24 protein-coding genes are annotated in these 26,554 nt (G+C 66.5%); 14 read left to right on the forward strand and 10 right to left on the reverse strand.

The genetic code is table 11. From position 1 onward, the window contains the following. Nucleotides 1-8: 8 nt before the first annotated feature. The 4 genes from O6P39_RS26735 to O6P39_RS26750 all read left to right on the forward strand — a co-directional run bounded on the left by O6P39_RS26735 (nucleotide 9) and on the right by O6P39_RS26750 (nucleotide 2,479). Nucleotides 9-734 carry a Crp/Fnr family transcriptional regulator gene (locus tag O6P39_RS26735; protein ID WP_275609351.1) on the forward strand — a complete coding sequence of 242 codons (726 nt, stop codon included), beginning with the start codon at nucleotides 9-11 and terminating at the stop codon, nucleotides 732-734. A gap of 95 nt (nucleotides 735-829) precedes the next feature. After that, on the forward strand, nucleotides 830-1,501 hold the full coding sequence (gene ytfE / locus O6P39_RS26740; RefSeq protein ID WP_275609352.1) for an iron-sulfur cluster repair protein YtfE: 672 nt from the start codon (nucleotides 830-832) through the stop codon (nucleotides 1,499-1,501). 108 nt (nucleotides 1,502-1,609) lie between these two features. Continuing rightward, the gene (locus tag O6P39_RS26745) at nucleotides 1,610-2,293 is read left to right on the forward strand and encodes a Crp/Fnr family transcriptional regulator (RefSeq protein WP_275609353.1); all 684 of its coding nucleotides are present in this window, start codon (nucleotides 1,610-1,612) and stop codon (nucleotides 2,291-2,293) included. A 3-nt stretch (nucleotides 2,294-2,296) separates the two neighbouring features. Then, the gene (locus tag O6P39_RS26750; protein ID WP_275609354.1) at nucleotides 2,297-2,479 is read left to right on the forward strand and encodes a protein DnrP; all 183 of its coding nucleotides are present in this window, start codon (nucleotides 2,297-2,299) and stop codon (nucleotides 2,477-2,479) included. A 109-nt stretch (nucleotides 2,480-2,588) separates the two neighbouring features. Here O6P39_RS26750 and O6P39_RS26755 read toward each other — a convergent pair whose 3' ends face one another. The 6 genes from O6P39_RS26755 to O6P39_RS26780 all read right to left on the reverse strand — a co-directional run bounded on the left by O6P39_RS26755 (nucleotide 2,589) and on the right by O6P39_RS26780 (nucleotide 8,309). Further along, the gene (locus tag O6P39_RS26755) at nucleotides 2,589-4,436 is read right to left on the reverse strand and encodes a VWA domain-containing protein (RefSeq protein WP_275609355.1); all 1,848 of its coding nucleotides are present in this window, start codon (nucleotides 4,434-4,436) and stop codon (nucleotides 2,589-2,591) included. A gap of 272 nt (nucleotides 4,437-4,708) precedes the next feature. After that, a complete protein-coding gene (locus O6P39_RS26760; RefSeq protein ID WP_275612040.1) occupies nucleotides 4,709-6,136 on the reverse strand; it encodes a cbb3-type cytochrome c oxidase subunit I in 1,428 nt (475 codons plus the stop codon). Beyond that, nucleotides 6,136-6,576: a cytochrome c gene (locus O6P39_RS26765; RefSeq protein ID WP_275609356.1), complete on the reverse strand. Its 441-nt coding sequence runs from the start codon at nucleotides 6,574-6,576 to the stop codon at nucleotides 6,136-6,138. Before O6P39_RS26765 ends, O6P39_RS26760 begins: the two co-directional genes overlap by 1 nt. 113 nt (nucleotides 6,577-6,689) lie before the next feature. After that, nucleotides 6,690-6,938, reverse strand: a complete 249-nt coding sequence (locus tag O6P39_RS26770) for a cytochrome C oxidase subunit IV family protein (protein WP_275609357.1) — start codon at nucleotides 6,936-6,938, stop codon at nucleotides 6,690-6,692. Continuing rightward, the gene (locus O6P39_RS26775; RefSeq protein WP_275609358.1) at nucleotides 6,935-7,528 is read right to left on the reverse strand and encodes a cytochrome c oxidase subunit 3; all 594 of its coding nucleotides are present in this window, start codon (nucleotides 7,526-7,528) and stop codon (nucleotides 6,935-6,937) included. The genes O6P39_RS26770 and O6P39_RS26775 overlap by 4 nt, the downstream gene beginning before the upstream one ends. Then, a complete protein-coding gene (locus O6P39_RS26780; RefSeq protein ID WP_275609359.1) occupies nucleotides 7,512-8,309 on the reverse strand; it encodes a CbbQ/NirQ/NorQ/GpvN family protein in 798 nt (265 codons plus the stop codon). The genes O6P39_RS26775 and O6P39_RS26780 overlap by 17 nt, the downstream gene beginning before the upstream one ends. A gap of 200 nt (nucleotides 8,310-8,509) precedes the next feature. Between O6P39_RS26780 and O6P39_RS26785 the strand changes: the two genes are divergently transcribed. Next, a complete protein-coding gene (locus O6P39_RS26785) occupies nucleotides 8,510-8,815 on the forward strand; it encodes a c-type cytochrome (RefSeq protein WP_275609360.1) in 306 nt (101 codons plus the stop codon). Between the two features lie 24 nt (nucleotides 8,816-8,839). On the opposite strand, the gene O6P39_RS26790 is transcribed toward O6P39_RS26785, so the two are convergent. Continuing rightward, nucleotides 8,840-11,683: an EAL domain-containing protein gene (locus O6P39_RS26790; RefSeq protein ID WP_275609361.1), complete on the reverse strand. Its 2,844-nt coding sequence runs from the start codon at nucleotides 11,681-11,683 to the stop codon at nucleotides 8,840-8,842. Between the two features lie 178 nt (nucleotides 11,684-11,861). Here O6P39_RS26790 and uvrD point away from each other — a divergent pair, with 178 nt between their 5' ends. Then, a complete protein-coding gene (uvrD, locus tag O6P39_RS26795; protein ID WP_243807463.1) occupies nucleotides 11,862-14,042 on the forward strand; it encodes a DNA helicase II in 2,181 nt (726 codons plus the stop codon). A 96-nt stretch (nucleotides 14,043-14,138) separates the two neighbouring features. Here the strand turns inward: uvrD and O6P39_RS26800 are convergent, their stop codons facing one another. Beyond that, nucleotides 14,139-15,899, reverse strand: coding sequence for a cation:proton antiporter (locus O6P39_RS26800; protein ID WP_275609362.1), 1,761 nt, complete (start codon nucleotides 15,897-15,899; stop codon nucleotides 14,139-14,141). A 239-nt stretch (nucleotides 15,900-16,138) separates the two neighbouring features. Here O6P39_RS26800 and O6P39_RS26805 point away from each other — a divergent pair, with 239 nt between their 5' ends. The 3 genes from O6P39_RS26805 to O6P39_RS26815 all read left to right on the forward strand — a co-directional run bounded on the left by O6P39_RS26805 (nucleotide 16,139) and on the right by O6P39_RS26815 (nucleotide 17,932). After that, entirely contained in the window at nucleotides 16,139-17,014 is an 876-nt protein-coding gene (locus O6P39_RS26805; protein WP_275609363.1) for a TIM44-like domain-containing protein, read from the forward strand. A 194-nt stretch (nucleotides 17,015-17,208) separates the two neighbouring features. Beyond that, nucleotides 17,209-17,610 (forward strand): SMI1/KNR4 family protein, encoded by a 402-nt coding sequence (locus tag O6P39_RS26810; protein WP_254469601.1) that lies wholly within the window; start codon nucleotides 17,209-17,211, stop codon nucleotides 17,608-17,610. A gap of 109 nt (nucleotides 17,611-17,719) precedes the next feature. Next, nucleotides 17,720-17,932 (forward strand): YgdI/YgdR family lipoprotein, encoded by a 213-nt coding sequence (locus tag O6P39_RS26815; protein WP_015479678.1) that lies wholly within the window; start codon nucleotides 17,720-17,722, stop codon nucleotides 17,930-17,932. Nucleotides 17,933-18,018: 86 nt separating this feature from the next. On the opposite strand, the gene O6P39_RS26820 is transcribed toward O6P39_RS26815, so the two are convergent. Then, nucleotides 18,019-18,684, reverse strand: coding sequence for a GntR family transcriptional regulator (locus tag O6P39_RS26820; protein WP_345774666.1), 666 nt, complete (start codon nucleotides 18,682-18,684; stop codon nucleotides 18,019-18,021). A gap of 214 nt (nucleotides 18,685-18,898) precedes the next feature. Here O6P39_RS26820 and O6P39_RS26825 point away from each other — a divergent pair, with 214 nt between their 5' ends. From O6P39_RS26825 to ybaL, 5 genes are all read left to right on the forward strand, one after another. After that, nucleotides 18,899-20,293, forward strand: a complete 1,395-nt coding sequence (locus tag O6P39_RS26825) for an aspartate aminotransferase family protein (RefSeq protein ID WP_275609364.1) — start codon at nucleotides 18,899-18,901, stop codon at nucleotides 20,291-20,293. 128 nt (nucleotides 20,294-20,421) lie between these two features. Further along, complete coding sequence (locus O6P39_RS26830) at nucleotides 20,422-21,789, forward strand: glutamine synthetase family protein (RefSeq protein ID WP_275609365.1); 1,368 nt, start codon at nucleotides 20,422-20,424, stop codon at nucleotides 21,787-21,789. A 396-nt stretch (nucleotides 21,790-22,185) separates the two neighbouring features. After that, nucleotides 22,186-22,944: an SDR family oxidoreductase gene (locus O6P39_RS26835; RefSeq protein ID WP_275609366.1), complete on the forward strand. Its 759-nt coding sequence runs from the start codon at nucleotides 22,186-22,188 to the stop codon at nucleotides 22,942-22,944. A 159-nt stretch (nucleotides 22,945-23,103) separates the two neighbouring features. Beyond that, complete coding sequence (locus O6P39_RS26840) at nucleotides 23,104-23,583, forward strand: acyl-CoA thioesterase (protein WP_275609367.1); 480 nt, start codon at nucleotides 23,104-23,106, stop codon at nucleotides 23,581-23,583. 205 nt (nucleotides 23,584-23,788) lie between these two features. Next, nucleotides 23,789-25,492 (forward strand): YbaL family putative K(+) efflux transporter, encoded by a 1,704-nt coding sequence (ybaL, locus tag O6P39_RS26845; RefSeq protein ID WP_275609368.1) that lies wholly within the window; start codon nucleotides 23,789-23,791, stop codon nucleotides 25,490-25,492. Between the two features lie 168 nt (nucleotides 25,493-25,660). On the opposite strand, the gene pdxY is transcribed toward ybaL, so the two are convergent. Then, nucleotides 25,661-26,530, reverse strand: coding sequence for a pyridoxal kinase PdxY (gene pdxY, locus O6P39_RS26850; RefSeq protein WP_275609369.1), 870 nt, complete (start codon nucleotides 26,528-26,530; stop codon nucleotides 25,661-25,663). Nucleotides 26,531-26,554 lie beyond the last annotated feature (24 nt).

Here is a 26,554-nt window from a genome sequence, read left to right on the forward strand (position 1 = left end):
TCGTAGCCGTGACCACCCATCTCTCCGTCAACCGCGCCTGGCTGGCCAACCTGCCGCCCTTCGCCAACAGCAGCCGCGAAGAACAGGACGACATCCTGCGCGAAGCCAGCGTGCTGCGTCTGCGCAGCGGCGCCACCGTGTTCGAGCAGGGCGCGCCGGCGCAAGCCTTCTACCTGCTGGTCCATGGCCGCCTGAAGGCGACCCAGCTCACCGGCGACGGCCAGCGCGTGCTGGTGCGCATGGTCAATCCGGGCGATCTGTTCGGTTTCGCCCGCGCCCTCGGCCGGCCGGACTACCCCGCCACCGCCTGCGCAACCCTGGACAGCCTGGCGCTGGCCTGGCCGACCAGCCAATGGGAACCCCTGCTGGCGCGCCACCCCGGCTTCGCCCTGAACACCGTGCAGGCCATCGGTGAGCGCCTGCAGGAGGCCCACGTGCGCTTCTGCGAACTGGCCACCGAGGAAGTCGAACGGCGCGTCGCCCACGCCGTGCTGCGGCTGATCCAGCACTCCGGTTTTCCGGAGGCGGACGGCATCCGCATCGATTTCCCGGTCACCCGCCAGGATATTGCCGAGATGACCGGCACCACCCTGCACACCGTCTCGCGCATCCTCAGCGCCTGGGAGGACCGCGGCCTGGTTCGCGGCGGACGGCAGAAACTGCTGGTATGCGCCCCGCAGCAGCTGATGCAGATCGCCGGCGACGAGCGGGAACCCGCGCGCGAAGGCGCTTGACTGCAATCAAGGAGCTCCGCGCGCGGCCCTCCCTAGACTGGCAACCACCATCACGACGACTGCGGCCGCCGTGCCCCACTGAACCGAGGCCCGCCATGACCGACAACCTTACCGAACACACCCTGAGCGACCTGGCCTTCAGCCTGCCGGGCAGCACCGCGCTGTTCCACGACTACAAGCTCGACTTCTGCTGCGCCGGCCAGCGCAGCCTGGGCGAAGCGGCCAGCGAGCAGGGCCTCGACGCCCAGCGCATCGCCGCTGAGCTGCAGGCGCTGCCGCCCGCGAACGATCAGATCGACTGGCGATACAGCAGCAACGACCAGTTGATCGACCACATCCTGGAGCGCTACCACAAGGTCCACCGTGAGCAGTTGCCGGCGCTGATCCCGCTGGCCGAACGCGTCGAGAAAACCCATGCCGCGCATCCGCAGTGCCCGGCCGGCCTGACCGCGCACCTGAAGAAGATGCAGGAAGAACTGGAATGGCACATGTGCAAGGAAGAAAGCGTGCTGTTCCCCTGGCTGCGCCAGGGCATTCCGCTGACCCACGTGCAGGGGCCGATCGGCGTGATGCGCCATGAGCACGACGAACACTCGCAGTCCCTCGCCGTACTGGCCGACCTGACAGGGGACCTCACCGTGCCGGCGGACGGCTGCAACAGCTGGCGCCGGCTCTACAGCGGCCTGGAAGAGCTGCGCCGCGACCTGATGCAGCACATCCACCTGGAGAACAACCTGTTGTTCCTGGGCGCCAATCACCCGGCCTGAGCGCCGGCCCTGGAGCCAGGAGGACGACCAGTGACAGCTTGTCTCACCACGCTGCCAGGTGGCATCGCGCATACTGGCGGGATTGTCCCCGCCCAGGAGCGCTCCGCCATGCTCGCGCATCGCGTCCACCACCAGATTCTGTGCGGCCACCATCTGTTCAACGTGCTCAACGAAGAACAGATGGAGCAGCTGCTCGCCACCAGCACGCTGCTCAACCTGGAGAAAGGCGACAAGCTGTTCCTCCAGGGCGAACCGGCCCACGCCTTCTATTTCGTGATTTCCGGCGCGGTGAAGATCTTCCGCCTGACCCCGGAGGGCCAGGAGAAGGTGCTGGAAGTCGTCGGCAGCCGGCAGACCTTCGCCGAGGCCATGATGCTGATGGACACGTCCAACTATGTGGCCTCGGCCCAGGCGCTGGAGCCCACCCAGGTCTACCGCTTCGCCAACCGCACCTACATGGAGCTGCTGCACAGCAACCCGCAGCTGCCCTTCTCCCTGCTCGCCACCCTCTGCGTGCGCCTGCACCGGCGGATCAACGAGATCGAGACGCTGTCGCTGAAGAACTCCACCCACCGCGTGGTGCGCTACCTGCTGACCCAGCTGAACCGCCAGGGCAGCGAGGACCACCGCTTCGAACTGCCGATGGCCAAGCAACTGGTGGCCGGGCACCTGTCGATCCAGCCGGAAACCTTCTCCCGCGTGCTGCGGCGGCTGATCGACGAGAACATCATCGACCTCAACGGCCGCACCGTGCAGGTGCTCGATGTCGCGCGCCTGGAACAGTTCGAGTAAGCCATGCGTCAGTGCCTGTACTGCCAGCACGAGAGCCCCGAGGGCCATGCGGATTGCCCGCAGTGCGGGATGCCGTTGCCGGTGGACCAGGAACGGGCGAAGCAGCGCCGGCTGCGGCGCTTCGCCTGGTACTGCGCGTTTCTTACGGTGTTCTGTCTGGTGATGATGGTCTGGTTACCGCGCTGAGCCCCAAACCGGACTGCCCCTTGTAGGAGCGAGCTTGCTCGCGAACAGGCCCCACCGCGGGATTTGGTTCGCGAGCAAGCTCGCTCCTACAGGAATGCGTCGTCCGCCGTCAGCCCTGTCGACGGGTGAGCTGCCGATACAACTGCGGCAAGCGCACCGGCAGCTGCGCCGGATCGTTGATCAGCAGGTAACCCTGACTGCCGAACAGGTGCGGCAGGTAGTCCGCCGCCTCGCGGTCGATGGTGATGCAGAACGGCAACAGCCCGGCGCGGCGCGCTTCCAGCACCGCCTGGCGGGTGTCCTCGACGCCGTAGCGGCCCTCATACAAGTCCAGGTCATTGGGCTTGCCGTCGGTGAGGATCAGCAACACGCGCTGACGTTCCTTGCGCTCCAGCAGCAGTTGCGTGGCCCGGCGGATCGCCGCGCCCATGCGCGTGTAATAGCCGGGGCGCAGTGCGCGAATACGCCCGCGCACGGTGTCGTTGTGGCGCTCGTCGAAGGTTTTCAGCTGGGTCAGGCGCACCTGCTGGCGGCGCAGCGAGGAGAAGCCGTAGAGCGCGAAACGATCGCCCACCGCCTGCAGCGCCTCGCCGAACAGCAGCAGACTGTCGCTGATCAGGTCGATCACCCGGTGCTCGTTGTCGATGTGCGCGTCGGTGGACATCGACAGGTCCGCCAGCAGCAGGCAGGCCAGGTCGCGGCGGGCCTGCCGGCGTTCCAGGAACAGCCCCGGCTCGCTGCACGCACCCAGGCGCCGTTCGACGCTGAAATCCAGCCAGGCTTCCAGGTCCAGTTCCGCGCCCTGGGGTTGCCGGCGCAGCCACTGCGGTTGCTGGCGCAGGCTTTCGAACTGCCGGCGCAGGCGCCGTGCGGTGGGCGCCAGGGCGTCGGGAAGCGGCGCAGGCACAGCATCGCACGGCAACATCGGTTGCAGGCAGACGTGGTCGTCGATCAGTCGCTGGCGACGGTAATCCCACTCCGGCAAACGGATGCCCTCGCCCAGCGGCACGTCATCGAAGTCGGCGGCCGGCAGGTCGAGATCGAGCTTCAGCCCACCGCCCTTCTTCTGCCGCTGGCGGGACAGGCTCAGATGATCGAGGTCGTCGGCGACCTTGGCCGCGTCGAGGTCCTCGCTGTCGTCGCCGGCGCGGTCCAGTTCGACGTGCTCGGACCAGCTGAACAGATTCTCCAGGCGGAACAGCAGCAGGCCGCCGCGACCGGGGTCCTGCTCGGTACGTTCGCCGCGTTTGCGCGCCACACCCTTGGCCTCGCTGTGGGCGGAGCGGCCGTGTTCGTCGCCGTCAATCAGATCGGTGTGCTGCGGTGCGGCCAGGCGTTGCGGCGGGTAGAGCCACAGTGGCACTGGCCAGGGCGCCTTCTCGCTGCGTGGCAGGCGCGCGACGCTGCCCGGTTCGCACAACGCCTGTTGCAGTGCGCGTTCCAGTGCCGCCTCGGCGGGCGGCAGCACGGCGGGATCGGGGCGCAGGCAGAGCAGCGCCTCCACCAACCGCTGATAGCGCGGACGTAACAGCGGGTAGCGCTCGAGCACGGCAAGGGTCCAGGTCTGATTGTCCTGTGCCCAATGGCGCATCGGCTGGCTATGGGCAGCGAGCAGCGCCAGCCAGCGGTACAGCTCCCGGTTCAGGTCGGCATCCGGGAACACCGCCAGCTGCGCGGGCAGGCGCAGGGAGTCGGCGTCGAACCAGGCCACCGGCAATTGCTGGCAGGTGCCGGCCACCTGTTGCAGCAGGCTGCGCCGCACCAGCAGTTCGCGGGCGCTGGCCGCTTCCACGCCGACGCCGGCTTCACCGCCGGTGCCACGGAACAGCAGCAACAGGCGGCGCCGCATCTCGTCCAGGGTCACCGCCGCTTCCTCGAACTCCGGGCTAGCGCGGCGGGTGATGAAGCGGTGCCAGACGCGGCCGAAGCCTTCTTCGATTTCGAGGTGGATGGTCATGGCGCCTCCGGAAGGCAGAGAGAAGGAACAGGGCACGGTGTCCCAACAGAACACCGAGCCAGTCCCCTCTCCCTTCAGGGAGAGGGTTAGGGAGAGGGTTAGGGAGAGGGTGCTACCGGCCACTCCGGCGCTGGGTGCGGCCCTCTCCCCCCGCCCTCTCCCTGAAGGGAGAGGGCGCTGAAAGCGCTACCGGCCAGATCGCAGCCCGGCAGGCTCCGTAAACGTCAAAAGGGCCCGCCGCAAAGCGGACGGGCCCGGGTGGACGGTATCGATCAGCTCACCTGAGCCGCGCCGGAGGCAACGGCCACGCGACCACGCTGGCGGAAGCTGAGCAGGTAGCAGATCAGCCCGATGAAGAAACCGACACCGGAGTACAGGCGCAGCCAGAAGAAGATCTTCAACTGTTCGACCGTGGCCATGAACGGCATCGCGGCGCCATCGGCGGGCATGCGTTGCAGCCAGACCTGCACCACACCGGCAGCGGTGAGCATCAGGGTGATCAGCAGCATGGAGATGGTCATCAGCCAGAAGCCCCAGATTTCCAGGCTCTGCGCACGGGCGTCGGGCGCTTCGCCGATGCCCCGCAGGCGCGGCATGGCATAGCTGATCATGGTCATCACGATCATCGCGTAGGCACCGTAGAAGGCCAGGTGACCGTGGGCCGCGGTGAGCTGCGAGCCATGGGTGTAGTAGTTCACCGGCGCCAGGGTGTGCAGGAAGCCCCACACACCAGCGCCGAGGAAGGCGGTCACGGTGGTGCCCAGGGCCCACAGCGCGGCGGCCTTGTTCGGGTGCTCGCGGCGACGACGGTTCACCATGTTGAAGGCGAACAGCACCATGGCGAAGAACGGCAGCGGTTCCAGCGCGGAGAAGATCGAGCCCAGCCACAGCCAGACGCCCGGAGCGCCGATCCAGAAGAAGTGGTGGCCGGTGCCGATGATGCCGGTGATCAGGGCCATGGCGATGATCACGTACAGCCACTTCTCCACGACCTCGCGGTCGACGCCGGTGATCTTGATCAGCACGAAGGCCAGCATCGAGCCCATGATCAGCTCCCACACGCCTTCCACCCACAGGTGCACGACCCACCACCAGTAGTACTTGTCGCGCGACAGGTTTTCCGGATTGTAGAAGGAGAACAGGAAGAACACCGCCAGGCCCACCAGGCCGGTCATCATCACCACGCTGACGGCGGTCTTGCGGCCCTTGAGCATGGTCATGCCGATGTTGAACAGGAAGCCCAGCGCCACCACCACGATGCCCATCTTGGTGATCGTCGGCTGTTCGAGGAACTCCCGGCCCATGGTCGGCAGCAACTCGTTGTGGGTCAGCCTGGCCAGGCCCGCGTAGGGCACCAGCAGGTAGCCCAGGATGGTCAGCACGCCGGCGATGGCGAACACCCAGAACAGCACGATGGCCAGTTTCGGGCTGTACAGCTCGCGGTCGGCCTCCTCGGGGATCAGGTAGTAGGCCGCGCCCATGAAGGCGAACAGCAGCCAGACGATCAGCAGGTTGGTGTGCACCATCCGCGCGACGTTGAAGGGGATGGCCGGGAACAGGAAGTCACCGACCACGTACTGGATGCCCATGATCAGTCCGAAGACGATCTGCCCGACGAAGAGCATCAGGGCGAACACGAAGTACGGCTTGGCCACCGACTGCGAAGCGAATTTCAGATAGGGATTGCCCGGGTTCATGATCAACCCTCCTTGTTCGGCGGCCATTTGTTGGTATCGATCTTCGACGTCCAGAGCAGGAACGCCGCGAGATCACTGACCTCCTGATCGCTCAGGTGGAACTGTGGCATCTGCCGGCGGCCGGGGACGCCCAGCGGCTGCATCTTCATCCAGGCGGCGAGGAAGCTGCCGAAGGCGGCGTCGCCGCCACGGCGGATGGCGACGTTGCCCAGCTCCGGCGCGAAGTAGGCGCCTTCACCGAGAATCGAGTGGCAACCCACGCAGTTGTTCTGCTCCCACACCAGCTTGCCGCGCACCACCGACTCGGTGAGCTCACTCTGGTTGGTGCGCTTGGGGAAGGTGGTTTCGGTGTGATAGGTCAGGGCGAGGAATACCAGGAAGAAGAAAACGCCTCCTCCCAGGTAGATGTTCCTCGCCATACCTTTTGTGAATGTCTCTGACATGGGGCCCTCCTAGGTCACGGTCGGTGCCATTGTAGGAACCGTCCCCAGGCGTCTCGCTTGATGGCAATCAAGAAAGACCAATGCTTCCAGTCAGGTATTTTTCCGAAGAGAAATCAGTGAGTTGCGTGCAGCGCCAGGATCACGCCGGTGATCACCAGCGGCCAGCCGAGCAGCAGCGAACGCCACAGCCAGGGGCCGTGACCCAGCTCCATGAAACGCAGCGCGATGAGCCAGGCCTTGCCCAGGCCGAGCAGCAGGATCAGCGCCACCGGCAGCAGCGCATCGGGCGCGTGATGGCCCAGCCAGACACCAGCCACCGACATCGGCAACATCAGCAGCCAGGCGGCCAGCAGCGTCTTCATGCGCCGGGCGCCAGCACGTAGACCAGCGGAAACAGCACCACCCAGACCAGGTCGACCATGTGCCAGTACAGCGCGCCGGACTCCAACCCGCCCAGGGCTTCGCGGCGGTACGCGCCCTGCAGGCAGCGCAGCGTCATCCAGGCGAGGATGACCAGCCCGAGCCAGACGTGCAGGAAGTGGAAGCCGGTGATCAGCCAGAACAGGGTGAAGAAGGTGCTGAATTCCAGGTCCAGCCCGCGCGCCGCGAGGTGATGGTATTCCGCGGACTTCAGCAGCACATGGGCCAGCCCCAGCAGCACCGCGACGCCGAGCAGGAGCGCCGCGCGGCGCTGGTGGCCGTGGCGCACCTGCTCCACCGCCAGCGCCGCGCAGAAACCGGCGGTGAGCAGGGTCAGGGTCAGCGCCAGGGCGGTGGACAGGTCCAGTTGCGCGCGGCCGGCGCGAAAGCTCTCGACATCCAGGTGCTGGGCCACGGCGAAGACGATGATCAGGATGGCGAAGACCGTCAGCTCGGCGAGGATGAAGAACCACATCGCCAGATCACCCGGCAGGTGCCGGGGGCTGACTGACAGCTCAGGCGAAGTGGACATCGACCAGGTCCATCAGCGCCGCGACCGTGGCTTCGTCGTCCGACAGCGGCTCGGCGAGCCCAGCGCGGCAGGCATCGCGCGGCGCCACCCCGGCATTGAGCAGGCGCGCGGTGAGTACCAGCAGGCGTGTCGAGCAGACTTCCTCCAGCTCCTGCCGCCCCAACCGGCGCAGGGCCACGCCCAGCTGCGTCAGGCGTTGCGCCAGCTCGGGAGAAACGCCGGCCTCGCGGACGATAATCGCGGCTTCCAGCTCCGGCGTCGGGTAGTCGAAGCGCAGGGCGACGAAGCGCTGGCGGGTGCTGGGCTTCATGCCCTTGAGCAGGTTCTGGTAGCCAGGGTTGTAGGACACCACCAGCATGAAACCCGGCGGTGCCACCAGGGATTCGCCGGTGCGCTCGATGAACAGCTCGCGGCGGTCGTCCGCCAGCGGGTGCAGCACCACCACGGTGTCCTGCCGCGCCTCCACCACTTCGTCCAGGTAGCAGATGCCGCCTTCGCGCACCGCACGGGTCAGCGGGCCGTCCTGCCACCAGGTGCCGTCGCTGCCGATCAGGTGGCGGCCGACCAGGTCCGCCGCCGACAGGTCATCGTGGCAGGCCACGGTGTACAGCGGCAGGTTCAGGCGCTGGGCCATGTACTGGACGAAGCGAGTCTTGCCGCAGCCGGTCGGGCCCTTGATCAGCACCGGCATGCCCTGCGCGGAAGCCTCGGTGAACAGCGTCACCTCATTGCCGGATGGCTGATAGAAGAGCGGCGAAATGTTCTGCGCAGGGGCATTCATGGCGGAGGAATCTCGGTAGGAAAGTTCGCTTAGCACGCTATCCAGCGTGGCGTATCGCCTCAAGCACGGCGCCCGAAGTTCTTGATTGGCATCAAGCGGAAGCCGCACGGGCCGCTCCTAGAATCGCCACAGACGCCGGGCGGGAAGCCGGCGAAAACGATCGGCGCCTCGAGGCGCCCAGCCTGTGAGGAGAGACGTTCATGAACAAAGCCCTGGTAGCCCTGCTGTTCGGCGGCATGCTGGTGCAGACCACCGCCATGGCCAGCACCGGCGAGGAGCTGTTCAAGGCCAAGGCCTGCGTGGCCTGTCATGCCGTCAACAAGACGGTGGTCGGGCCGGCCTTCAAGGAAGTTGCAGCGAAGTACGGCGCCGACGGTGTCGCGCACATCAGCAACAGCATCGAGACGGGCAGCAAGGGCGTGTGGGGTCCGATCCCGATGCCGGCCAACGCCGTCAGCCCGGATGAGGCCAAGACTCTCGCCGAGTGGATCGTCACCCTCAAGTGACGCCACTCCGCGCGGCCGGCACGCTCAGTGCCGGCCGACGCTCCTCAGCAGCTCCAGGCAATCCCCCGCCGCCAGCGGCGGGCTGATCAGGAAGCCCTGGATCTCGTCGCAGTGGTGGGCACGCAGGAAGCGCAGCTGCTCGGCCTGCTCGACCCCCTCCGCCACCACCTTCAACTCCAGGCTGTGCGCCATGGCGATGATCGCCCGGGTGATGGCCGCATCCTCGCCCTGCTGTGACAGGTCGCGGATGAAGGTCTGGTCGATCTTCACGTAGTCCACCGGGAAGCGCTTCAGGTAGCTGAGCGAGGAATAGCCGGTACCGAAGTCGTCGATGGCCAGTTTCACGCCCATCTCGCGCAGCTGGCGGAAGGTCGTGGTGACGCTCTCGACGTTGTCCAGCAGCTGGCTTTCGGTCAGTTCCAGCTCCAGCAGGTGCGACGGCAGGCCGGTTTCCTCCAGCACGGTGCGCACCAGGTCGACCAGGTTGCCGGTGCGCAGCTGATGCACCGAGAGGTTCACCGAGACCCGCAGCTCATGGCCCTGGAGTTGCCAGGCGCGGGCCTGCTGGCAGGCGCGGCGCAGGACGAACTCGCCGATGGCGCCGATCAGCCCGGTTTCCTCGGCAAGGCCGATGAAGTCCCCCGGCGGCACCATGCCCATCTCCGGATGGCGCCAGCGCACCAGCGCCTCGGCGCTGTCCAGGCGCTCGTTGGCGAGGTTCAGCTTGGGCTGGTAGTGCACATCCAACTGGCCCTCGTCGATGGCCTTGCGCAGCCGGGTTTCCAGTTGCAGGCGCTCCAGGGTGCAGGCCTGCAGGTTGTCGGTGAAGAACTGGAAGGTGTTGCCGCCCAGGTGCTTGGCATGCTGCATGGCCATGTTCGCCTGGCTCATCAGCGCGGAAATTTCCCAGGCGTTGTCCGGCAGCAGGCTGATGCCCACCGAGGCGCTGATCACCAGTTCGTGGCCGCCCACGGTCATCGGCGTGCGCAGCTTGGCCAGCAGGCGGCTGGAGAGGCGCGCCAGCGCCGCGAGGCTGGCGTAGGAGTCGATCAGCACGGCGAATTCATTGCCGGACAGCCGGGCGATGGTGTCGGCCTCGGGCACCGTCTGGGTCATGCGCCGGGACATCTGCCGCAACAGCTGGTCGGCGACTTCATGGCCGAGGCTGTCGTTGAGCAGCTTGAAGCGGTCCAGGTCGATCAGCAGCAGCGCCGCCGTGCGGCCTTCCTGGCGGGCGCGCTGGCTGGCCTCGTGCAGGCGCTCCTTGAACAGCGTGCGGTTGGCCAGGCCGGTGAGTTCGTCGTAGTGCGACAGGTAGCGCAGGCGCTCCTCGGCGTCGCGGCGGGCGGTGAGATCGGCGAAGAAGCCGACCACATGGGTCACCTGGCCACGGCCATCGCGCACCACGTTGAGCTGCAGCCACTGCGGGTACAGCTCGCCGTTCTTGCGCGTCTCGATCAGTTCGCCCTGCCAGGTACCCTGGCATTCCAGTTCGGTGCGGATCGCCTGGTAGCGGCGCAGGGTCTCCGCGGAGCCCATCAGCCGGCTGACGTTGCGCCCCAGCAGCTCCTCGCGGCGGTAGCCGGTAAGGCGGGTGAAGGCCTCATTGAGGGCCAGCAGGCGGTAGTTCGGGTCGAGGATGATGATGCCTTCGCTGGCCGCCTCGAACACCGTGGCGGCCAGGCGCTGCTCTTCCTCGCGCAGCTTGCGGGCGGAAATGTCGCAGCGGGTGCCGACCATCCGCGTGACCTGCCCGAGGGCGTCGCGCTCCATCGCCCGCCCGCGGTCCTCGACCCAGACCCAGTGGCCGTCGGCATGGCGCACGCGGTATTCGATGCGGTAGCCGTCGGTGCGGCCCTTGAGGTGTTCGACCAGCGCCCGGCGCAGCAGCGGCAGGTCGTCCGGGTGCAGGCGCGGGCGCAGGTCATTGCGCACGCTCTTCACCGCTGCCTGGGTGAGGCCGAAGATTTCCTCCAGGTGCGAGTGGTGCACCTCGTCGGTCAGCAGGTTCCAGTCCCACAGGCCCAGCTCGCTGGCTTCCAGCGCCAGGGCCAGGCGCGCCTCGGTGTGGCTGAGCTGCGCGCTGCCGGCCTCGACCCGCGCCTGCAGAGCGTCGCGGGCACGGCACAGCTCGCGTTCGGCACGGCGGCGCTGTTCCACTTCGCGTTCCAGGTCCTGGTTCAGCGCCTCGGTCTGGCCCTTGGCGCGCTCCAGGTGCGCCACCAGCGCCTGGGCCTGGAAACGCCGCAGCAGGCTGGTGTGGACCAGCCGGTGAATCTGCCAGGCCACCACCAGCAGCGCCGCCAGCAGGATCACCCCGAGCACGCCCCAGCCCTGCTGCAACGGGTTTTCGCTGAGCAGCAGATAGGCAATCGAGGGAAACAGGCAGGGCAAGGCGAAGGTGAGGAAGGCCGGCAGGCTGACCGCGTAAGCCACGCTGGCCGAGAGGATGGCGGCGGCGATCAGGCCGAACACCAGGGCCTGCTGGAGGAAGGCGTCCGCCGGAACCAGGGCGATGGCGGCAAAGGCGAGGGTCAGGCCGGAGGCCCCGGCGCCGAACAGGAAGGCGCGTTGCCAGTGCGGGCTGGCCTGGCGCTCGGCGCAGGCGCCGTTGAACGCCGAAACCTGGATCAGCCGCAACACCGCCAGCAGCACCAGCGATACCAGCCAGCCGCCGAGCAGCAGGGTGGATACCCGCTCCCACAGCAGGCCGGCACAGGCCAGACCGTTGAGCAGCATGAGCAGCGTCGGAATCCGCGACCCCTGATACAGCAGGCGGGTGCGTTCGACGGCAATCTCGTGAGCATACTGCTGGCGGATCTCGGCATGGCTCACCGGGATCGCCGAAGGCTCTACATACGCAGTCATAGGCAGTTTTTCTTGTAGGTTCTGGCCTAAGAGTCGGCGGAGCATAACCGAGGACAATCCTCCGCTAACAGCATCACAGATGGCATTTGGCCGGCTGCCTGCCCAACTTTCGTCGGGAATACGCCGGACGGCGGGCCGGTTTGCCGGGGAAAACCGCCCGTCGGTAGAATGCCGTCCCATGAACGATGACCTCTCCCTCCTGCTCAACTCCCTCAATGACCCGCAGCGCCAGGCCGTGGCCGCGCCGCTGGGGCGCCAGCGCGTGCTCGCTGGCGCCGGGTCCGGCAAGACCCGCGTGCTGGTGCACCGCATCGCCTGGCTGATCCAGGTGGAGCGCGCCTCGCCGCACAGCATCCTGGCCGTGACCTTCACCAACAAGGCCGCCGCCGAGATGCGCGCGCGGATCGAGCAGCTGCTGGGGATCAACCCGGCCGGCATGTGGGTCGGCACCTTCCACGGCCTCGCGCACCGCCTGCTGCGCGCGCACTGGCAGGAGGCCAACCTGCCGGAGAACTTCCAGATCCTCGACAGCGACGACCAGCTGCGCCTGGTCAAGCGCGTGGTGCGCGAGCTGGGGCTGGACGAGCAGCGCTGGCCGCCGCGCCAGGCCCAGTGGTTCATCAACGGGCAGAAGGACGAGGGCAACCGCCCGCAGAACATCCAGGCCAGCGGCGACCTGTACCTGTCGACCATGGTCAGCATCTACCAGGCCTACGAAGAAGCCTGCGCCCGCGCAGGCGTGGTGGACTTCGCCGAGCTGCTGCTGCGCTCGCTGGACCTCTGGCGCAACCGCCCGAGCCTGCTGGAGCACTACCAGCGGCGCTTCCGCCACATCCTGGTGGACGAGTTCCAGGACACCAACGCCGTGCAGTACGCCTGGCTGCGTTTCCTCGCCAAGGGCGGCGAAAGCCTGATGGTGGTGGGCGACGACGACCAGTCGATCTACGGCTGGCGCGGCGCGAAGATCGAGAACATCCAGCACTTCGCCGATGATTTCGCCGGCACCGAGGACATCCGCCTGGAGCAGAACTATCGCTCCACCGCGACCATCCTGAAGGCCGCCAACGCCCTGATCGCCAACAACAGCGGGCGCCTGGGCAAGGAACTGTGGACCGACGGCGTCGACGGCGACCCGATCACCCTCTACGCCGGCTTCAACGAACACGACGAGGCACGCTACATCGTCGAAACGATCGAAGACGCCCTGCGCAAGGACGGTTTGAAGCGCAGCGAAATCGCCATCCTCTACCGCTCCAACGCCCAGTCCCGCGTGCTGGAAGAAGCGCTGCTGCGGGAGAAGATCCCCTACCGCATCTACGGCGGCCAGCGCTTCTTCGAACGCGCCGAGATCAAGAACGCCCTGGCCTACCTGCGCCTGATCCGCCTGCGTGACGACGACGCCGCGCTGGAGCGGGTGATCAACGTGCCGCCGCGCGGCATTGGCGAGAAGACCGTCGAGGCGATCCGCAACGCCGCGCGCCTGAACGGCACCTCCATGTGGCGCGCGATCAACGACGTGATCGCCGCCAAGGCCGTGGCCGGCCGCGCCGCCAGTGCGTTGAATGGTTTCCTCGAAGCTGTCGACCTGCTGGCGCTGAAGGTGGAAGGCCTGCCGCTGCACCAGATGACCCAGATCGTCATCGAGCAGTCCGGCCTGATCACCTACCACAAGGAAGAGAAGGGCGAGAAAGGCCAGGCCCGGGTGGAAAACCTGGAAGAACTGGTCAGCGCCGCCCGCGCCTTCGAGACCCCGGACGACGAGGACACCCCGCCGCTGGTGGCCTTCCTCGACCACACCGCGCTGGAATCCGGCGACACCCAGGCCGACGCCTTCGAGGACAGCGTGCAGCTGATGACGCTGCACAGCGCCAAGGGCCTGGAGTTCCCGCTGGTGTTCCTCGCCGGCATGGAAGAAGGCCTGTTCCCGCACAAGATGAGCCTGGAAGAACCCGGGCGCCTGGAAGAAGAACGCCGTCTGGCCTATGTGGGCATCACCCGCGCCATGCAGCGTCTGGTCATGACCTACGCGGAAACCCGCCGCCTGTACGGCAGCGAGACCTACAACAAGGTCTCGCGCTTCGTCCGCGAAATCCCGCCGAGCCTGATCCAGGAAGTGCGCCTGTCCAACTCGGTGAGCCGCCCGCTGTCGGGCAACCAGCGCAGCGGCAACCTGTTCAGCGGCGCCAGCGTCCCGGACACCCCGTTCAGCCTCGGCCAGTCCGTGCGCCACCCGCTGTTCGGCGACGGCGTGATCCTCAACTTCGAAGGCTCCGGCGCCCAGGCGCGGGTGCAGGTGAACTTCGACAGCGAGGGCAGCAAGTGGCTGATGATGGGTTACGCGAAGCTGGAAGCGATCTGACGGCTCTTTTGTAGGAGCGGGCTTGCTCGCGAACGGATTCACCGGCGGCTCTGGCGCCGAGATGTTCGCGAGCAAGCTCGCTCCTACAGTCAATCCTCAGTGCTGCCCGCCGCCGTTCTGCTCGAAGGTCTCGATCAGCGCCACCTGCATCCGCGAGTGCACGCGGATGAACCAGCGCCAGAACACCGCGATCACCAGCGCGGCGATCAGCACGACCACCACCAGCAGCTCGCCCGGCGGCAGGATGCTCGAGCTGAGCGCCGCCAATAGCAGCATCATGCCACCCAGCGACAGCAGCGGGATCAGCTCGGAAATCACCCGGCGCACCCGCGCCGTATGGCGACCGGCGCTTTCCGCCTTCACGCCCATCTCCGCCAGCAGCATCGCCAGCGCCTTGAGCTTGCGGTAGGCGGCGATCAGGAACGGCAGCGACAGCAGCAACGCGGCGCCCCAGACCAGCGCCTTGTGAAGCGCCTCCTGCTCGACGATATCGGCCAGCCACTGGGAGAGGGTCCCGGCGAAGTAGGCCAGGCCGAAGAAGATGGCGATCACCAGGGTCAGGTTCACACCCACCTGCAGCAGGATGCGGCGGATCAGCCCGGCGAGGATCGCCTTGTCGCCGCGCGGCTTGATGCTGCGCAGCCATTCGCCGTACAGGCTGAACACCCGCACCATGGGCGACGGCAGGCTGCGCCCCAGGTACAACGCCAGCGGGTCGGCGGAGCGGATCAGGTAGGGGGTCAGCAGCGTGGTAATGGCCGATACGCCGACCACCACCGGGTAGAGGAAGTCGCTGGTCACACCCAGGCTCATGCCCAGCGCGGCGATGATGAAGGAGAACTCGCCGATCTGCGAAAGGCCCATGCCCACGCGCATCGAGGTACGCCCATCGTTGCCGGCGATGAAAGCGCCGGCGCCGCACGACACCAGCTTGCCCAGCACCACCACCAGGGTGATCACCAGGATCGGCGCGGCGTAGTCCACCAGCACCCTGGGGTCGATGGTCAGACCGATGGCGACGAAGAAGATCGCGCTGAACATGTCGCGCACCGGCTCCATCAGGCGCTCGATCTGCACCAATTGGCGCGACTCGGCCATGATCGCGCCGATCAGGAAGGCGCCCAGGATCATGCTGTATTCCAGCTTCACCACCAGCAGGCAGAAGCCGAAGCACAGGCCGAGCACCGTCACCAGCAGCATCTCGTTGCTTTCGAATTTCGCCACGTAGGCCAGCAGGCGCGGCACCAGCAGAATGCCGACGACCAGCGCGACGACCATGAACAGGCTGAGCTTGCCGACCGTGGAGAACACCTGGTCGGCCTCCACCGTGCCGCTCACGGCGATGCCGGAGAACAGCGCGATGATGCCGATGCCGAGGATGTCCTCGATGATCAGCACGCCGAAGATCAGCTGGGCGAAGCGCTCGTTCTTCATCTTCAGGTCGCCGAGGACCTTGATGATGATGGTGGTGGAGGACATCGCCAGGATCGCGCCGAGGAACAGCGAATCCATGGTGTTCCAGTCGAACAGCCGGCCGATCTCGAAGCCGGCCCAGATCATCAGGGTGATCTCCAGGAAGGCAGCGATGAAGGCCGTGGCGCCGACCTGGAATAGCTTGCGCAGGGAGAATTCCAGGCCCAGGCAGAACATCAGGAAGATCACCCCCAGCTCGGCGAGGGTCTTGATCGTGTCTTCGTCGTGCACCAGGGCGAACGGCGGGGTGTGCGGGCCGATGATCACGCCGGCGATGATGTAGCCCAGCACCACCGGCTGCTTGAAGCGATGGCAGAGGATGGTGACGAAGCCGGCGATCAGCATGATCACCGCAAGGTCCTGAATGAAGTCGATGGCATGCATGGTCGGCGGTCCTCGCGGCGTGGGGTCTGGGGATCGCGCGGCGAAGGCCTCGCTCAGCGAAGCCTATCATCCGGATTTCGCCGCCCGGCGGCTCTGAAAGAATCAGTAACAGACTGATTTGGAAAGGGAATCCACAGACCCCATATAGGGCAACAGCGCGAAACAAAATCCGGCTGGCCCTCACCGGCATAGCTCGGCAACATGACGCGCGTCGAATACCAACCAAGAGAATGACAACGATGAAGCGCTTTCTCAGCCTTGCCATGGCCTTCTGTGTCGCCGTGACGCTCAGCCTCGACGTCAACGCCGCCAAACGTTTCGGTGGCGGCAAGAGCATGGGCTCGGCGCCGAGCCACCAGACCCGCCAGGCGCAACCTTCCGCCGCCCCGACTTCCCCCACCGCGGCGCCTGCCGCTACCGGCGCTGCCGCTGGCGCAGCCGGTGCCGCCGCCAAGAGCGGCGCTTCGCGCTGGCTCGGCCCGCTGGCCGGCCTGGCCGCCGGTGGCCTGCTCGCTTCCATGTTCATGGGCGATGGCTTCCAGGGCATGCAGTTCCTCGACATCCTGATCATCGCGCTGATCGCGTTCATCGCCTTCCGCTTCATCGCTTCCCGTCGCCGCCAGCAGCAGGGCCACCAGCCCGCCATGGCCGGTCATGCACCGATGCAGCGTGAAATGCCGGCCCAACCGTCGGTCTTCGGTGGCGCCGCTCGTCCGGTGATGGACACCCGCCCGGTGATCAACGCGCCGAGCTGGTTCGATGAAACCCGCTTCATCGGCGCGGCCCGCGAGCACTTCATGTCCCTGCAGCAGCACTGGGACGCCAACGAGATGGACAAGATCGCCGAGTTCGTCACCCCGCAGATGCTGCAGTTCCTCAAGCAGGAACGCGCCGACCTGGGCGACGGCTACCAGTCCACCTACATCGACAACCTCGACGTGCAGCTCGAAGGCGTCGACGACAATGCCGAGAAGACCATCGCCACCCTGACCTTCAGCGGCGTGTCGAAGTCCTCGCGCTTCGACCAGGGCGAGCCCTTCAGCGAAAGCTGGCGCATGGAGCGTGCCCAGGGCGAAAACCAGCCCTGGCTGGTGGCGGGCATCCGTCAGAACTGATCCTGCGCGCAACACTGAAAAAGCCCGGCCTTGGCCGGGCTTTTTCGTTTCTCGGGGAAGATCGATGCGCTGGACTCCCCTCGCCCGGCACCTGAGCCGCCCGTCCGGCCAGCGCTCCCGCAGTGGTCTTGCGCCGAGGGCCGGCTACTACTGTATAAAGCGCGCCATTCGTCGAAAGTAGAGAGGCCCCGCCTGTGGAAGATGTGATCGAGAAACTGCGTGAAGCGAACGAACCGGTTCCCGTCCCGCTGGAATTGCCGGACGAAGAACTGCTGGTGGAGATCGAAGAAGCCCTGCTGATAGGCATTCCGTCGGAATTCCGCGAGTTTCTTCTGCAGGTCAGCGACGTGGTTTACGGCCGCCTGGAACCCGTCACGGTGACCGATCCGCACTCCCATACCTACCTGCCGGAGGTGGCCGCCGTGGCCTGGTCGATGGGCCTGCCGCGCGAGCTGATACCGCTCTGCGCCGATGGTGACGACTACTACGCGGTGGCCGAAGACGGCGAAGTGGTGCTCTGGGCCGACGGCGAGCTCACCGAGGAAACCTGGGACTCGGTATGGACCTGGGCACGCGACGTATGGCTCGACACCTGAGCCGGAGCTTCGGAATTTCCTGAAACTTCGGTGGTCTCACTGGCAACTCACCGTACCTTCGGCCCCTTTGCTGTCCAGGCCAGGCACGATGCCTTGTTGTGGAGATGCTATGAAGTTCAAAGCCCTGTTCACCAGCCTGTTGCTGCTCGGTCTCGCCGGATGCGCCGACAAGGCCGTGGTGACGCTGCAGGATGGCAGCGAAATACTGGTGAAGGATCACTCTGATTACGACAAATACAATGACTACTACGAATTCGAGCAGCTCAATGGCGAGACCATCCTGATCAAGAAGGATAATGTCCGCTTCATCAAGACACCCTGAGTGCCGACACGGTGAGATGTCGATCAGCGAGGAGGTGAGCGCAGCGCTCGCGCTCCTGGCTGATCCAATCCGCTTCGCTGCGGGGCCTATCGCGCCCCCAGCCGTCCCCCGCTCTCCAGTTCGAGCAGATTGAGCAGGTACTGGCCGCAGTAGCCCAGGTCCTGCTCGACGGCTTTGCGCGCGCCCGCGCCATCGCCACGCTCCAGGGCGCGCAGCGCGTCTTCGTGGAAGTCGTTCAGGCGCAGCGACAGGTCGGCCTCGGTGAACAGGCGGTTGAAGAACGGCCCGACCTGCAGCCAGAGCGCCTCGATCATGCGCAGCAGGGTCGGGTTGCCGCAGGCGCTGTAGAGCGTGAGGTGGAACAGGCTGTTGGCGTCCAGATAACCCTGGACGTCGCGGGCATTCAGCGCATTTTCCATGCGCTCGGTGCATTCGCGCAGCACCTCCATGTCAGCCGGGCGCAGATGCCGGGCCGCATCCTCCACCGCCAGTCCCTCCAGGGATTGCCGCACCTGCAGGATCTGCAGGTAGCGCTCGCGGGTCATCACCGGTACCCGCAGCGAGCGCTGCGGCTCGCCTTCGAGCGCACCCTCGGCGACCAGCCGCTGCAAGGCGGCGCGCACGGGCATCGGGCTCGTGCCCCACTCCTGGGCCAGGTCGCGGATCTTGAGCCGCTCGCCGGGCTGGAAGCGCCCGCTCAATAGAGCCTGGCGCAGGTTCAGGTACAGCTGCTCCTGAAGGTTGTCGGCCATCGCACGTCACTCCCGGCCGGCCGGCGGCGCCGGCAGTTGGGCGAAGGTCAGGCTGCAGTTGTGCATCATCTTGCGTATCCCTTGTTTTCGATCAGACAGATTCTGTGATCACAGAATTCTTTACAGGGCAGATTATCAGGCTACACATCCTCTGTATTGACTTTTTTGTGATCACAAATAGAAGATGTGCAAAAAAACAAACGAGGTGTGCAACATGACCGCCAGCGGAATCGCCCAACAGGCCGTCGATCTCTTCACCGCCCGTGAGCGCCAGCGCTTCCTGGAACAGAACCCCAAGTCCGTCGCCCTCGCCGAGCGCGCGCACAAGTCGCTGTACGCCGGCGTGCCGATGCACTGGATGGCCGACTGGTCCACGCCGTGCCCGCTGTTCGTCGAGCGCGCCCAGGGCGCCCGCTTCTACGATGTGGACGGCCATGACTACGTGGACTTCTGCCTGGGCGACACCGGCAGCATGTTCGGCCACTCCCCGGCGCCGATCGCCCGCGCCCTCGCCGAGCAGGGCGCCCGCGGCCTGACCACCATGCTTCCGGGCGAAGACGCCGTGGTCTGCGGCGAACTGCTCGCCGCGCGCTTCGGCCTGCCCTACTGGCAGGTGACCGCCACCGCCACCGACTCCAACCGCTACGTGCTGCGCTGGGCCCGCGCGGTGACCAAGCGCAAGACCCTGCTGGTGTTCGACGGCTGCTACCATGGCACCGTGGACGACGTGATGGTGCGCTACCGTGACGGCGAGACCGTGCACCGCTCCGGCCTGGTCGGCCAGGCCTACGACCTGACCCAGCACAGCCGCTCCATCCCGTTCAACGACGTGGAAGCGCTGGAAGCCGCGCTGGCCCAGGGCGACGTCTGCGCCCTGCTGTGCGAACCGGCGATGACCAACATCGGCATGGTCCTGCCCGATCCGGGCTTCATGCAGAAGTGCCGCGAACTGACCCGCAAGTACGGTTCGCTGCTGATCATCGACGAAACCCACACCATCTCCACCAACATCGGCGGCTGCACCCAGCTGTGGAACCTCGACCCGGACTTCTTCGTGGTCGGCAAGCCGATCGCCGGCGGCGTGCCCTGCGGCATCTTCGGCTGCAGCGCGGAGATGGCCGAACGCATGGCCGCCTCGCGCAAGAGCGCCCAGGAAGACAGCCATGGCCACGGCCACAGCGGCATGGGCACCACGCTCTCGGCCAACGCCCTGGCCATGCACTGCATGCGCGCCAACCTGGAACAGGTGATGACCCAGGCCGCCTACGACCACATGCTGCCGCTGGCCAAGCGCCTGGCCGACGGCTTCCGCACGCTGATCGCCAAGCACGAGCTGAAGTGGTCGGTGACCGAGCTGGGCGCGCGCAGCGAATTCCAGTTCTGCCCCGTCTCGCCGCGCACCGGCGCCGAGGCCGAAGCGGCCTTCCACGACGAGCTGCAGATGGCGCTGCACCTGTACCTGATCAACCGCGGCATCCTGATCACGCCGTTCCACAACATGACCTTGTGCTGCCCGGACACCACAGCCGAAGACGTGGATCGCCTGATCGCGACGCTGGATGCGGGCATCACCGAGCTGCTGGCCATCCCCGGCGCCCGCGAGGCCTGATCAAAACCTGTAGGAGCGAGCTTGCTCGCGAACCCGCCTCAAGGCGGATTTGCAGGAAAGCGTTCGCGAGCAAGCTCGCTCCTACGAAAAGCAAATACCCCCGGCGCACCGCGCCACCGAGGACCATCATGCAATTCGCCGATCGAAAGGAAGCCGAAGCCTTCCTCGCCGCCCACCCGGACGTGCGCAGCCTCGAACTCTTCATCATCGACTCCAACGGCATCCCGCGCGGCAAGCTGCTGCACCGTGACGAGCTGCTGGCGATCTACGACAACGGCCGCCCGCTGCCCAGCTCGATCCTCGCGCTGACCGTGCAGGGCGAGGACGTCGAGGGCACCGGGCTGGTCTGGGAAGTCGCCGACGCCGACTGCTGGACCTACCCGCTGCCCGGCAGCCTGACCCTGCAACCCTGGCGCGCCAGCCCCACCGGCCAGCTTCAGGTGAGCATGCACCCGGCCCAGGGCCTGCCGGCCACCCCGGCCGACCCGCGCCAGGCACTGAGCCGCGTGGTCGACCGGCTGAAAGCCGACGGCTTCCACCCTGTGATGGCGGTGGAGCTGGAGTTCTACCTGCTGGACAAGCAGCGCGACGCCAACGGCCGCCCGCAGCCGGCGGTGCAGATGAACGGCATCCGCCCGGAGGCGCCGCAGGTTTACGGCGTCTACGAGCTGGAACAACTGCAACCGTTCCTCGACGACCTCTACGCCGCCTGCGAAGTGCAGGGCCTTCCCGTGCGTACGGCGATTTCCGAGTACGCGCCGGGCCAGGTCGAGCTGACCCTGGAGCACCGTTTCGACGTGATGCAGGCCATCGACGAAGGCGTGCGCTACAAGCGCCTGGTGAAAGGCGTGGCGAACAAGCACGGCCTGCAGGCCTGCTTCATGGCCAAGCCGTTCGGCGACCGCGCAGGCTCCGGCATGCACCTGCACGTCAGCCTGGCCGATGAGCAGGGCAACAACCTCTATGCCAGCGAAGACATTCACGGCACCCCGCTGCTGCGCCACTCCATCGGCGGCATGATGGCGCGCCTGCTGGATTCCCTGGCGATCTTCTGCCCCAACGCCAACTCCTTCCGCCGCTTCCAGGCCAACAGCTACGCGCCGCTGGCCAAGAGCTGGGGCGTGAACAACCGCACCGTGTCCTTCCGCGTGCCCGGCGGCCCGGCCAAGAGCCGGCACATCGAGCACCGCATCTGCGGCGCCGATGCCAACCCCTACCTGGCGGCGGCGGCGATCCTCGCGGCGATCCACGAAGGCATCCGCGAGCAGATCGATCCGGGCGCGCCCATCGTCGGCAACGGCTACGAGCAGGCCACCGAGTTCCTGCCCACCGACTGGCTCACCGCGCTGCGCGCGCTGGAGTCCTCCACCTGGGCCCGCGAGGCGCTGGGCGAGGAATTCCTCAAGGTGTTCCTGGCGATCAAGTGGGAGGAATACCGCCAGTTCATGGGCGAGGTCGGCGAGCAGGACTGGCGCTGGTACCTGCATCACGCCTGATCGGCGGGCTGAACCGGTCACTCCGTGCCAGGGCTTCCCCCTCACCCCAGCCCTCTCCCTCAGGGAGAGGGAGCCGTCCGTGCCGGCTGACGATACCGTTTCGTCCTGCACCGATCGGTCCCCTCTCCCCCTGGGAGAGGGTTAGGGTGAGGGGCTCTTGCAAGCGCTGACCGGGCACAAATCCACCAGACGAATCGCTCAAGGCGGGCCGTACTTTTCGCGTACCCGCTGACACACGACAGCCTTACGAAAAATTTACCCTGTCAGACTGAAGAATCTGGTCTTTTCTTGGTCTGTAATTGCACGGGACGCAGGTGCGTCCCGTCGTCGAAACGGCGCCCGCCGGTACTGCCTGCCGGCCGCCGTCCTCTCTCAGGCAGGGAGAACCCGTAGACAATGAGCACTCCTGTCGTACTGATCACCGGCGCTGCCGGTGGCCTCGGAAAAGCCATCGCCAAACGTTTCGCCCAAAGCCACTGGCGCATCGCCGCCACCGACGTGGACAAGGCTGGCCTGCACGCGCTGAACGCCCAGGTACCGCTGGACGCCACCGCTGTGGGCGACCTTCGACGAGCCGACAACTGCCACAGCCTGGTCTCCGACATCCTCGCCCGCACCGGTCGCCTCGACGCCCTGGTGAACGCCGCCGGCGTGTGGCGCGAAGGTCCGGTGGAAGACTTCAATGAGGATGACTTCGACCTGGTGCTGGGGGTCAACCTCAAGGCCGCCTTCTACATGTGCCAGGCCGCGACGCCTTACCTGAAGGAAAACCACGGCTGCATCGTCAACATCTCCAGCGACTCCGGCCGCCAGGCCTATCGCGGCTCCGCGGCCTACTGCGCGAGCAAGGCGGCGCTGACCATGCTCACCCGCACCCTGGCCCTGGAGCTGGCCGAGTCGGGCGTGCGGGTCAACGCCATCTCCCCGGCCGACATCGCCACGCCCATGCTCGACTACCAGGCCGAGCGCTACGGGCAGGGCAACCCGGACGCCTACAAGCGCGCGCTGCTGAAGGATTATCCACAGGGCAAGGTGGCGCGCTTCATCCGTCCCGAAGAAGTCGCCGAACTGGTCTGGTACCTGTGCAAACCGGAATCCGAAGCCATCACCGGCGCGGACCTGGCGATCGACTTCGGTCTCTCGGCCGGACGCTGATCCGGCACCACCGAACGGGCGGCCAATGGCCGCCCGTTTTGCATCCGTCGGCGGGCATTGGCGCCCATGGCCAATGAGCGGTATAGAAAAAACTGTGTCGTCAGCCCCGCCCCGGTGCGTCCAGAGTGGGTCCCTTTTCCATTCGCCACAGAGAACAGCATGGAACCCGGCAACCACCAGCTCAGCATGACCGTCCTGATGACCCCCGACATGGCCAACTTCTCCGGCAATGTCCACGGCGGCACCCTGCTCAAGTACCTCGACGAAGTCGCCTACGCCTGCGCCAGCCGCTATGCCGGCCACTATGTCGTCACCCTGTCGGTGGACCAGGTGATCTTCCGCGAGCCGATCCACGTCGGCGAACTGGTCACCTTCCTCGCCTCGGTGAACTACACCGGCCGCACCTCCATGGAGATCGGCGTGAAAGTGGTCACCGAGAACATCCGCGAAAAGTCCGTGCGCCACACCAACAGCTGCTTCTTCACCATGGTGGCGCTGGACGACGAGCGCAAGCCCACGGTGGTTCCGCAACTGGAGCCGCAGACCAAGGACGAGAAGCGCCGCTTCGCCCAGGCCCAGCAGCGCCGCCAGCTGCGTCAGGAGCTGGAACAGCGCTACAAGGCAATTCGCGACGAATGACAGACGATCGCGACATTTCTTGATAAGAATTGCCTGTGTCGCGAAAAATTTCTGCCGCGTCAACAGGTTACTCTTGCGTGAAAGCAATGTAGGAATTCATTTCAGCGCCTAGAGTTTTCGTACGCGGGTTTGCCCCCGTGATCCACCTTCGAGCAACCCGGGCCCGCCGGCTCCGGTTGCTCCCTGCGTGCCCGGAGCCCAGACCATGCATCACACGCCCCTGCTTACCACCCTCGCCGTCGGCTTCGTGCTGGCCTTCGTCCTCGGCGCCCTGGCCAACCGCCTGCGCATCTCGCCGCTGGTGGGCTACCTGGTCGCCGGCGTACTCGCCGGCCCCTTCACCCCCGGTTACGTCGCCGACCAGGCGCTGTCCGGCGAGATCGCCGAACTGGGCGTGATCCTGCTGATGTTCGGCGTCGGCCTGCACTTCTCGCTGAAGGATCTGCTGTCAGTCAAAGCCATCGCCATCCCCGGCGCGGTGGTGCAGATCGGCGTCGCCACTCTGCTGGGCATGGGTTTGGCCTGGATGATGGACTGGCAGTTCGGCGCCGGCCTGGTGTTCGGCCTGGCGCTGTCGGTAGCCAGTACCGTGGTCCTGCTGCGCGCCCTGGAACAGCGCCAGCTGATCGACACCAAGCGCGGCCGCATCGCCATCGGCTGGCTGATCGTCGAGGACCTGGCGATGGTCCTCACCCTGGTGCTGCTGCCAGCGCTGGCCGGCTCCCTGGGCGGCACCGCCGACGGCAATGAAGGCGGCGTGCTGCTGCCGATCCTACTGACCCTGGGCAAGGTCGCCGCCTTCGTCGCGGTGATGATCCTCGGCGGCCGCCGCATCGTGCCCTGGGCTCTGGAGCGCGTAGCCAAGACCGGCTCGCGCGAGCTGTTCACCCTGGCCGTGCTGGCCATTGCCCTGGGCATCGCCTACGGCTCGGCGGTGGTGTTCGGCGTGTCTTTCGCCCTCGGCGCCTTCTTCGCCGGGATGATCCTCAACGAGTCCGAGCTCAGCCACGAGGCGGCGGAAAACTCGCTGCCGCTGCGCGATGCCTTCGCCGTGCTGTTCTTCGTCTCGGTGGGCATGCTGTTCAACCCGGCCATCCTGGTCCAGGAGCCGCTACCGGTGCTGGCCACCTTCCTGGTCATCGTGTTCGGCAAGTCCGTGGCGGCGTACATCATCGTGCGGCTGTTCGGCCATCCCAACAGCACCGCGCTGACCATCGCCGCGAGCCTGGCGCAGATCGGCGAGTTCTCCTTCATCCTGGTCGGCCTGGGCGTCAGCCTGAACCTGCTGCCCGAAGCCGGCCGCGACCTGGTACTGGCCGGGGCGATCCTGTCGATCCTGGTCAACCCGCTGCTGTTCATCGCCATCGACCGCCTGCAGGCGCGCCAGGCGCAGAAGGCCGAGAGCGAGCCGGGCGTGGTGCAGGTGGAAGCCCCCGACCTGCCGCCGCCGGTGCTGGAGCATGATCACGCGATCCTCATCGGCCACGGCCGGGTGGGTGCGCTGGTCAGCGAGCGCCTGCGCCAGGACAAGGTGCCGGTGGTAGTGATCGAGGACAAGCGCGAGAAAGCCGCCGAACTGCGCGAGCACGGCCTCTGCGTGGTGGTCGGCAACGCTGCCCACCCCGAGGTACTGGCCCAGGCCAACATCGCCTCGGCACGCTGGCTGCTGATCGCCATTCCCAACGGTTTCGAGGCCGGGACCATCGCCAGCCACGCGCGGGCGATCAACCCGAACCTGGACATCATCGCCCGCGCCCACTTCGACACCGAGGTGGACTACCTGGAACAGAACGGCGCCAACCTGGTGATCATGGGCGAACGCGAAATCGCCCGTGGGATGGTCGAGCGGGTGGAGCGGCAGGGCGCCGGGGAAGCCGTCAGCGACGATCCGCTGCCGCAGTCGGCCTGAGGCGCAACGTTCTGGATAGATGCCCAGGCCAGTAATCGCGCCTGGGCGGGTTCGCGAGCAAGCTCGCTCCTACAGGTCAGGTCTGAGCTGCTTTTCGTAGGACCGAGGGGGACGCCCAGTCCTTGCTCGCGAACAGCCGTGGCACGATCCGCCACGGCCATCACGAAATCACCCCAGCCTCACCGCCTCGAACTTCACCCGCGGATGCGCGATACGGTCCTGCGCCCTTACCAGCTCCAGCTCATAGCTGCCGCAGGCCTGGGTCTCCAGCAACACCTCATGCACGGCGGCGGCACAGAATTCGAAGGCGTTGCGCAGGTCGTCGCCCAGCAGCAGGCGGGCGAGGAACAGCCCGGACGTGAGGTCGCCCACGCCCACCGGCTGGCGCGGGAAGGCCAGCAGCGGGCGGCGCAGGTGCCAGGTCTCGCCCTGCGTCACCAGCAGCATCTCGAAGGCATCCGCCGGCTTGCCCGGGTAGTTCAGGTGCTTCACCAGGATCGCCTTCGGGCCGCGTTCCAGCAGGCCGCGCGCCATCGCCGCGCAATCCTCCAGGGAGGCCGGCTGGCGGTCGCAGAAGCTGTCCAGCTCCAACTGGTTCGGGCACAGGTAATCGGCTACGGCGGCGGCTTCGTCGAGCAGGAATTCACCCACTTCCGGCGCGACGATGCAGCCCTTCTCCGGATGGCCCATCACCGGGTCGCACAGGTACACCGCGCGCGGATTCACTTCGCGGATGCGGCGCACCACTTCGAGGATCGAACGCCCCTGCTCTGCGCTGCCCAGGTAACCCGAGAGCACCGCGTCACAGTTGCCCAGCTCGCCGATGGCGGCAATGCCGTCGACCAGCGCGGGAATCTGCTCCGGCGGCAGCACCTGGCCGGTCCAGTGGCCATACTGAGTATGGTTGGAGAACTGCACGGTATTCAGCGGCCAGACGTTGACCCCGACGCGGCGCATGGGGAACTCGGCGGCGCTATTGCCGGCATGGCCGAAGACGACGTGGGACTGGATGGCGAGAACGTGGGGAGTGCGCGACATAACGGTGTCCTGCTACGGAATGGG

This window comes from Pseudomonas sp. PSE14 (genome assembly GCF_029203285.1).
Lineage (GTDB): Bacteria > Pseudomonadota > Gammaproteobacteria > Pseudomonadales > Pseudomonadaceae > Pseudomonas.